6 protein-coding genes are annotated in these 8351 nt (G+C 37.9%); 4 read left to right on the forward strand and 2 right to left on the reverse strand.

Annotated elements, in window-relative coordinates; all coding sequences use genetic code 11:
* Positions 1 to 188 precede the first annotated feature (188 nt).
* Positions 189 to 1037, reverse strand: a complete 849-nt coding sequence (locus tag HWX04_RS05570; RefSeq protein ID WP_175869201.1) for a S49 family peptidase — start codon at positions 1035 to 1037, stop codon at positions 189 to 191.
* A gap of 190 nt (positions 1038 to 1227) precedes the next feature.
* A complete protein-coding gene (locus HWX04_RS05575; protein ID WP_175869202.1) occupies positions 1228 to 2019 on the reverse strand; it encodes a tRNA1(Val) (adenine(37)-N6)-methyltransferase in 792 nt (263 codons plus the stop codon).
* Positions 2020 to 2258: 239 nt separating this feature from the next.
* Between HWX04_RS05575 and HWX04_RS05580 the strand changes: the two genes are divergently transcribed.
* The 4 genes from HWX04_RS05580 to glyS all read left to right on the forward strand — a co-directional run bounded on the left by HWX04_RS05580 (position 2259) and on the right by glyS (position 8323).
* The gene (locus HWX04_RS05580) at positions 2259 to 3275 is read left to right on the forward strand and encodes a polyprenyl synthetase family protein (RefSeq protein WP_175869203.1); all 1017 of its coding nucleotides are present in this window, start codon (positions 2259 to 2261) and stop codon (positions 3273 to 3275) included.
* 92 nt (positions 3276 to 3367) lie between these two features.
* Positions 3368 to 5062 carry a tetratricopeptide repeat protein gene (locus HWX04_RS05585; protein ID WP_175869204.1) on the forward strand — a complete coding sequence of 565 codons (1695 nt, stop codon included), beginning with the start codon at positions 3368 to 3370 and terminating at the stop codon, positions 5060 to 5062.
* 97 nt (positions 5063 to 5159) lie between these two features.
* The gene (locus HWX04_RS05590) at positions 5160 to 6101 is read left to right on the forward strand and encodes a glycine--tRNA ligase subunit alpha (protein WP_175869205.1); all 942 of its coding nucleotides are present in this window, start codon (positions 5160 to 5162) and stop codon (positions 6099 to 6101) included.
* The gene (gene glyS, locus HWX04_RS05595) at positions 6101 to 8323 is read left to right on the forward strand and encodes a glycine--tRNA ligase subunit beta (RefSeq protein ID WP_175869206.1); all 2223 of its coding nucleotides are present in this window, start codon (positions 6101 to 6103) and stop codon (positions 8321 to 8323) included. Before HWX04_RS05590 ends, glyS begins: the two co-directional genes overlap by 1 nt.
* Positions 8324 to 8351: the final 28 nt, after the last annotated feature.

The following is an 8351-nucleotide window of genomic DNA, read 5'->3' on the forward strand; positions in this document are numbered from 1 at the left end:
CATACTTTTAGCACCACCCCTATAAACAGTTCGAAATATTCTTAATTCTTTTCTAAAAAAACAATAAATATTATGAAAAATTCTCATATAAGATAAACGACACGTTCTCATTCGTATCATTTTAAGCCTTTTTTCTTCTAACATCTGTTTTTAAATAAAAACCTCTCTCGTTTGAATAATCCTTTCCATCACAAACCGTAACGCTGCCAAAGTGCCCGCTCTTCTGCTACCATCAGAGCATTATCAACGGCCGTATAAACCGTATGAGCAGTTATTCCTGAAGGCGCTTTAAGTCCTAAAAGACTTTTTGGAGGCGCAATAAGGCGAAGTTTTACATCATTACCAAAGCGCTCCTTAATAACAGAACGGACATCATTCAACCCGTCAATCAGACCAAGTTCAACGCTTTTTTTTCCACTCCAAAACATTCCTGTAAAGAGATTCGAATCATCTGATAATTTTGTAGCACGCCGTTCTTTAACCAAATCAATAAAAGTTTTATGCACTTCAAGTTGGAGAGATTTCAAATGCTCAATATCCGCTTTTTTTTCAGGCTGAAATGGATCTAGTGTAACCTTGTTCTTTCCTGCTGTGTAAACGCGCCGTTCCACACCAATTTTCTTCAAAAGTTCCGGAAAACCAAAGGAAGCTGAAACCACCCCAATGGAACCAACAATTGAAGAAGGATCTGCAAAAATTTCATCCCCCGCACAAGCAATCATATAACCACCAGATGCTGCAATATCTTCAATAAACACAAGAACCTTTTTATTTTTTTCTTCTGCTAAATCACGGATACGCTTGAAAATAAAACGTGATTGCACTGGAGAACCACCAGGAGAATTGATAACAATTGCAACAGCCGGTGCTTTTTTATACGCAAAAGCTTTCTCTAAAAGATTGGCACATTTACCCAATGAAAGTGTCCGTGCTATTGATGTCGTAGAATCCATAATTGCCCCATGAAGACGCACCACAGGAATCACAAGTTGACTAGAAAAAAAACGGGCTGGAATAAGATTTTTGATCATGTTCATTAAAACAAAACTTTCTTATAAGCTAGGGGAAAAGGCAAGGTAGTAAAAAAGGCAGAGCATAACTAAATATAAAAGTGCCTAAATAACTCCAAAATATAAATTGAAATCCCAATTCACCCAAAATTAAAATATCCTTAAACAATTAGAAGCTAAATATAAACTTAAATAATAAACTGGAAAATACAAGATATCATTTTAAAAGTTCCCACAAACTTATACATCCATTATTGATTGCGTCAATCCGCGATGAAAAAGCATACCCTTCATCTGCATGTATAACCAACGCCGGTAAAATCGATAAAGCCGCTCGACTACCTCGTTTCGCATAACATAAAATACGAATTGCCGCCGTTGTTGCTCGTGCATGAATGGGAATGATACAGATACCACCAAAGCGCCCTTCTAAAGCATACAAGATGTCATTGAGCGATTGCGGGCGTGCAATGAGCCCTAAATATCCACTTGGTTTAACAATGGCTGCTGCACTTCGAAACCAATGATCAAACATCGCTTCAGGCATAACATGTGCATCAGATTTCTGCTCATCAGGTGTTTTGCGATCCACAGGATTGTTAAAAGGTGGATTCATAATGGCAAAATCAAAGCTATTATCTATCAAACCTTCTTTTATACGAGCATTCCCCTTGAGGGTGACATCTGCTTTTAACAAACAAACCCGCTCAGCAAGTTTTTCATTTTGTTTTAGCGTAAGTGTTTTTTGTGCATAAGATACCATAAAAGATGAGCGCTCAACCAATGTCACATGAACTTGCGGACAACGTGAAGCAACAGCCAACCCTGCGGCTCCAGCCCCTGCACCTAAATCAACAACCTTGCCCTTTAAATCAGTGGGAACCAAACTGGCTAATAACATAGCATCCATTCCAGAACGATGACCATGTTTATGAGGCTGAACCAAATAAAATTTCCCACGATGAAAACTATCAATTGTTTCACCACTCTGATTCGTAATTTTATCCATTTAAAAGCCTAATGTTCACCTTTATAGACTATCCTTTTGCCCTTCAGCTGCTCTTTTTATTTTTTTTATCATTTCATAACAACAACATTACACGCGCTAAAAAAGATTTCTTGCCAATATCATTCCAAGCTTACACTTCAAAATGCCATCAAAAGCTTGAGTCAAAACAAAACCCCCTTTATGCTAGCGAATAAATAAAATTTATATATGTCCATTGCAATACTCTAGGAGTAAACATATTGAGTGCAGTTATCAAACCAGAACAAATAGGAAATAATCAAATTTCTCTTCGATCTCTTGTCGATCTTACGCAACAAGATATGGAGCGTGTCAATCAATTTATTCTCTCTATGGCAAAATCAGAGGTTGAGATGATCCCTGAAATTTCTAACCATCTTATTTCATCAGGGGGAAAGCGATTACGTCCAATGATCACATTAGCTTCTGCTCATATGTTTGGTTATCAAAGTAACGGACATATAAAACTCGCAACAGCCGTTGAATTTATGCACACGGCGACCTTGTTACACGATGATGTGATTGATGAAAGTAATTTGCGACGTGGAAAGCCTACGGCACGAATGGTTTGGGGAAATCAAGCAAGTGTCCTTGTTGGAGATTTTCTGTTAGGACAAGCTTTTAAAATGATGGTCAATGTTGGCTCTATAGAAGCGCTCTCTGTTCTAGCAAACGCTGCTGCAATTATTGCTGAAGGAGAAGTTATGCAACTTTCTGCCGCAAAAAATATCAAAACCAGCCCTTCAGACTATCTCAAAATCATCAATGCAAAAACAGCAGCCCTTTTTTCAGCAGCTGCTGAAGTCGGCCCCATTGTGGCTGGTTATGGAAATAAAGAGCGTTCTGCATTACGTGAATATGGAACATCTTTAGGATTAGCGTTCCAATTGATTGATGATGCACTTGACTATAGTGGTAGTGCTCAAAACTTAGGAAAAAATATAGGGGATGATTTTAGAGAAGGAAAGATCACAATGCCTGTTATTCTCGCATATGAGCGTGGAAATATGAGTGAAAAAACTTTCTGGAAACAAGCGCTTGAAGACGGCAATAACAATAATGAAGCCTTCGCACATGCGCAACACTTAATGGAAAAATATAATAGTATCACAGATACCATAGAACAAGCACGCATCTATGGAAAACATGCGATTGATGCTCTTATTCCCATGAATGAAAATCTTGCTTACAATGCTCTTGTTGAAACTGTTGAATTTTGCATTGCGCGCGTAAACTGATTCTTTGCAAGAATCGCAGTATTTCCCAAAAGTAATAAGGTATGATTTATAAACGACACAATCGATTGATTATCTTGAAAAGGATTAGCTCCATGTGCTCTGCAACGGTATCCCGACTTTTGACTCTCTTTATCTTGGGTATCATGCTGATGCCATCTCCTACCTACAGTAAAATAAGCACGGCGACTCATACAAACTCATTTACAGGTGCTTATTTAGCTGGAAGGGTTGCAAATCATGAAAATAAAACAGAGCTTGCGATCAATTATTTTAAACAGGCACTCATTTATCAACCTGATAACATTGAAACACAAAAAGAGCTCCTTGAAGCTATGCTCTCAGTTGGAGACTTTAAAGAAGCTGTGCAACAAGCCAAAAAACTCAAAGAGCAAAATGTTATAACTCCTTTTGTTTCCTTAACGTTGTCAATAGAAAGTCTCATCAAAAAAGACTATAAGAATGCTAAGCTTCTTCTACAATTAAAAGAACCTCCAACAGCCAATAACCCAATACCTGAACTCATCGGTGCTTGGATTACATTTGGATCTGGACAAAAATCTCAAGCAATTTCTGAACTTAAGAAGCTCAAAGGTCCTGTCTGGTATGAGCTTTTTATATCTTATCATCTAGCACTTATGAGCGACCTTGCAGAACAACCACAGGATGCAAAAAAATATTTTATTAAAGCACTGAATAACAAACAGGGAACTCTTATTGCTCTTAATACCTATGAACGTCTTATCACAGCCTATGCCTCATTCCAATTGCGCCATAATATGCGCAACCAAGCTCTTCAGACAATCCAGCATGGCGAACAAATGTTGTCAGGTCGAGAAATCCTTAAAAATTTTCGAGAAAAAATTGAAAAAAATGCTTTCTTAGAAAGGTTGATTAAAACACCTCAACAAGGAGCAGCCGAGGTGTTATATAATTTTGGAACAGCTCTCAACCACAAAAACTCAGGGCATATTGCACGTATTTTCAAACAATTATCTTTCGCCTTATATCCTCAAAATGACGCAACACTGTTTCAGCTCGCACACATTTCTGCAAAATTGGACGATCCTCATCAAGCCATTAAACTTTATCGCGCTTTATCCCCTAAATCTCCTTACTATAAAGTTGGACAACTTCATCTTGCATTCCTTCTTGCCAATAATAACAATTACAAAGAAGCAATAAAATTACTCACATTGTTAAACAAAAAATTTCCCAATGATCGTAACATTTTGATAACGCTGGTTGCTTTTTATATGCAGGATCACAAATTTATTGAAGCGACTAAAACTCTAGACTATGCGATTGCCCAGATAAAAAACTTTCAGCAAGACGATTGGAAACTTTTTTATCAGCGTGGTATTGCTTTTGAACGGCTAAAACAATGGACAAAAGCAGAAATTGATTTGCGAAAATCACTTGAAATTTTTCCAAATCAACCACAGGTTCTTAATTATTTAGCCTATTCTCTTGTAGAACGAGGTGAGAAGCTTGAAGAATCGCTCCATATGCTGCAAAAAGCTTCTGCTTTGCAAGCTCACAACAGTCATATTCTCGATTCTTTAGGGTGGGCTTATTATAAACTAAAAGAATACAAAAAAGCAGTCCAAATATTGGAAAATGCTGTCAGGTTACAACCTGAGGATCCAACACTGAATGATCATTTAGGGGATGCCTATTGGAAAGTTGGACGTAAACGTGAAGCAATATTTCAATGGAATCACGCAATTGACGGAAAACCAGAAAATTCTAAACAAATTCAAGAAAAATTGAAATTTGGTTTGCAATAAACAATGCTTAACCGTAAACCACATAAAATAATAAACAAAGAGACTAAAATTTCTTTGATCGCTGTCTATATCGTTCAATATTTAAAGAGTATAAAGCGTGAAACTGCCTGAGCATCTTAACCCCAAACGTTCTTTTCAGGGACTAATCTTAACTTTGCAAAATTATTGGGCCCACTATGGATGTGCGATTTTGCAACCTTATGATATGGAAGTTGGAGCTGGAACTTTTCATCCAGCGACAACGCTACGCTCTCTAGGTCCACGGCCTTGGAAAGTTGCTTATGTCCAACCTTCTCGGCGTCCAACAGATGGCCGATATGGTAAGAATCCAAATCGTTTACAACATTATTATCAATTCCAAGTACTTCTCAAACCCTCGCCGCCCAATCTACAAGAACTTTATATACAGTCACTACAAGCTATCGGACTCAATACAAAACTGCATGATATTCGTTTTGTTGAAGATGACTGGGAAAGCCCAACCCTTGGCGCTTGGGGGCTAGGATGGGAATGTTGGTGCGATGGGATGGAAATCTCTCAATTCACTTATTTTCAACAAGTTTGCGGCATTGAATGCGCCCCCGTTTCAGGAGAGCTCACATATGGTCTTGAGCGTCTAGCGATGTATATCCAAGGGGTTGATAATATCTATGATCTTAACTTTAATGGTTTGGAGAAAGAAAACAAAATAAGTTATAGAGATATTTTTCTACAGGCAGAACAGGAATATTCATATTATAACTTCGAATTTGCTGATACAAAATTGCTCCACCAGCATTTTATCGATGCCGAACGCGAATGCAACGCACTTCTTGATGCGGGAAAACCCAATAAAGAAAATGTATTCCATCGCTGTGTTTTTCCTGCCTATGATCAATGTATTAAAGCAAGCCATATCTTTAATCTTTTGCAAGCACGGGGCGTTATTTCTGTAACCGAACGACAAAATTATATTCTTCGCGTTCGTGATCTCGCACGCCGTTGTGGGGAATCCTTCTTACTCACAGAAGCTGGACAAATATATACTGGAGAAGCCTAATGTCTGATCTTCTTCTTGAACTTTTCAGTGAAGAAATCCCTGCACGTATGCAGCGAAAAGCTGCTGCTGATCTTAAAAAAGCTGTTACAGATCAACTTGTGAATGCTGGATTGACCTATAAAGCTGCTCGTGAATATTGGACACCTCGTCGACTAACATTGGATATACGCGGGCTTTCTATACGCTCAAAAGATATCCATGAGGAACGAAAAGGTCCCTGTACAAAATCACCACAACATGCAATTGATGGTTTTCTACGTGCAACAGGGCTCAATGATATTTCTGAAGCACAGATTGGACATGATGATAAAAAAGGTGATTTTTATATTGCTAAAATTGTTAAAAAAGGCAGGGCAGCAGAAGAAATTATTGCCGATATTTTACCAGATATTATCCGCAACTTTCCCTGGCCAAAATCTATGCGTTGGGGAAAAGATTCCGCAAAAAGTGGGACTCTAAAGTGGATTCGACCTTTACAAAATATTCTTTGCGTCTTCGGACCAGAAATTGGTGAAACGCATGTTATTCCATTTACAATTGGTTCTCTTAAAAGTAACAATCTTACTTATGGTCATCGTTTCTTAAGTGACGGAAGGTCATTCCAAGTGCGCCGCTTTGATGATTATGTGGCACAACTTGAAAGCCATAAAGTCATTCTGGATGCTGAAAGACGAAAGAATATTATTTTAGCGGATGCCCAAAATCTTTGCTTTGCAAACGGTTTAGAGCTGGTTCAAGATAATGCTCTCTTAGAAGAAGTTGCTGGTCTTGTTGAATGGCCTGTTATTCTTATGGGAGATTTTGACAAATCATTCCTTGATATTCCTTCAGAAATTATTCGCTTAACCATTCGAGCTAATCAAAAATGTTTTGTCACCCGTAAACAAGGAGAAAAAGTAAAACTTTCTCATCATTTTATTCTTGTTTCTAATATTCTTGCAAATGATGAAAGCAAAGAAATTTCGAAAGGAAATAGTAAGGTTGTCCGTGCCCGTCTTTCTGATGCACTCTATTTTTGGCAAACAGATCAGCGTGATTTGCCCGATATTCAACAATTGGAATCTTCTGTAAAAAAATTTGATCTTAATATAAAGAAACCTCTCGATCAAAGAATGGCTCGACTTGATCATTTGAATGTAACGTTTCATGCCCAATTAGGCACACAAGGTGCAAGAGTAGAACGCATCGCTAAACTCGCACAAAAAATTGCACCTTTGGTAAAAGCAGATCCTCTCTTAGCAAAACGTGCAGCAATCCTTGCAAAAGCTGATTTGCAAACAGAAATTGTCGGAGAATTTCCTGAACTACAAGGAGTCATGGGGCAAAAATATGCCCTTCTTCAAGGGGAAGATCCTCGTGTAGCTGTTGCTATTGAAGAGCATTATAAACCTCAAGGCCCAACAGATCGTCTTCCGCAAGAACCACTTGCTATAACCATTATGCTCGCCGACAAAATTGATATGCTGGTTGGCTTCTGGCTCATTAATGAAAAACCAACGGGCTCAAAAGATCCCTATGCGTTAAGACGCGCAGCTCTAGGAATTATTAGGCTTGTACTTTCACAGGACTGGAAAATCAATCTTATGCCACTGTTTCAGTTGGCAACGAATTATTTCATACAACAAAAAAATAAATATGAAGGCCCTCAAAAAGAAAATCCACAACTGCAGAATCTTCTTCCAGAAAAAACAGAGTATATTTTATCAGATCTGTTATTCTTTTTTCATGATCGTTTAAAAATCCATCTAAAAGAAGAAGGGGCTCGCTACGATGCCCTTGAAGCTGTTTTAAATAAAGATTCTGATGATTTTTTATTGGTTGCACGTCATGTCGAGTCTCTTATCACTTTTATCAATACCCATGATGGAATGCACTTTGTAGCCTCTGTAAAACGTACTGCCAATATTCTTGAAAACGAATTTCAAAAAAGCACAACAATAGCGAATGAAATTAATCCTGAGTTCTTTGTTGAGAAAGAAGAAAAGCAGCTTTATCATGAAATCTGTGAAGTAGAAAAAAAGATTCTTACTTCCCTCAATGCAACAAATTTATCATTTGCACTCGCTATTCTAGCGCCACTTGGAAAATTGATTGATCTATTTTTTGACAAGGTATTGGTGAACGATAAAAACCCTGATATTCGTGCTAACCGTCTTGCTCTTCTCAAACATACTCACACGCTTACACAGGCAGTTGCAGATTTCTCAAAACTTGTCCTTTAAAACTAAAATATCCTATGAACTGATAAAA

Origin of the sequence: Bartonella gabonensis (assembly GCF_903679515.1) — a bacterium.
Classification (GTDB): domain Bacteria; phylum Pseudomonadota; class Alphaproteobacteria; order Rhizobiales; family Rhizobiaceae; genus Bartonella; species Bartonella gabonensis.

Bases quoted from the DNA above. Each gene is read 5' to 3' on its own strand.
- HWX04_RS05570 (WP_175869201.1), bottom strand. From the start codon at position 1,037: ATGAACATGATCAAAAATCTTATTCCAGCCCGTTTTTTTTCTAGTCAA.
- HWX04_RS05575 (WP_175869202.1), bottom strand. From the start codon at position 2,019: ATGGATAAAATTACGAATCAGAGTGGTGAAACAATTGATAGTTTTCAT.
- HWX04_RS05585 (WP_175869204.1), top strand. From the start codon at position 3,368: ATGTGCTCTGCAACGGTATCCCGACTTTTGACTCTCTTTATCTTGGGT.
- glyS (WP_175869206.1), top strand. From the start codon at position 6,101: ATGTCTGATCTTCTTCTTGAACTTTTCAGTGAAGAAATCCCTGCACGT.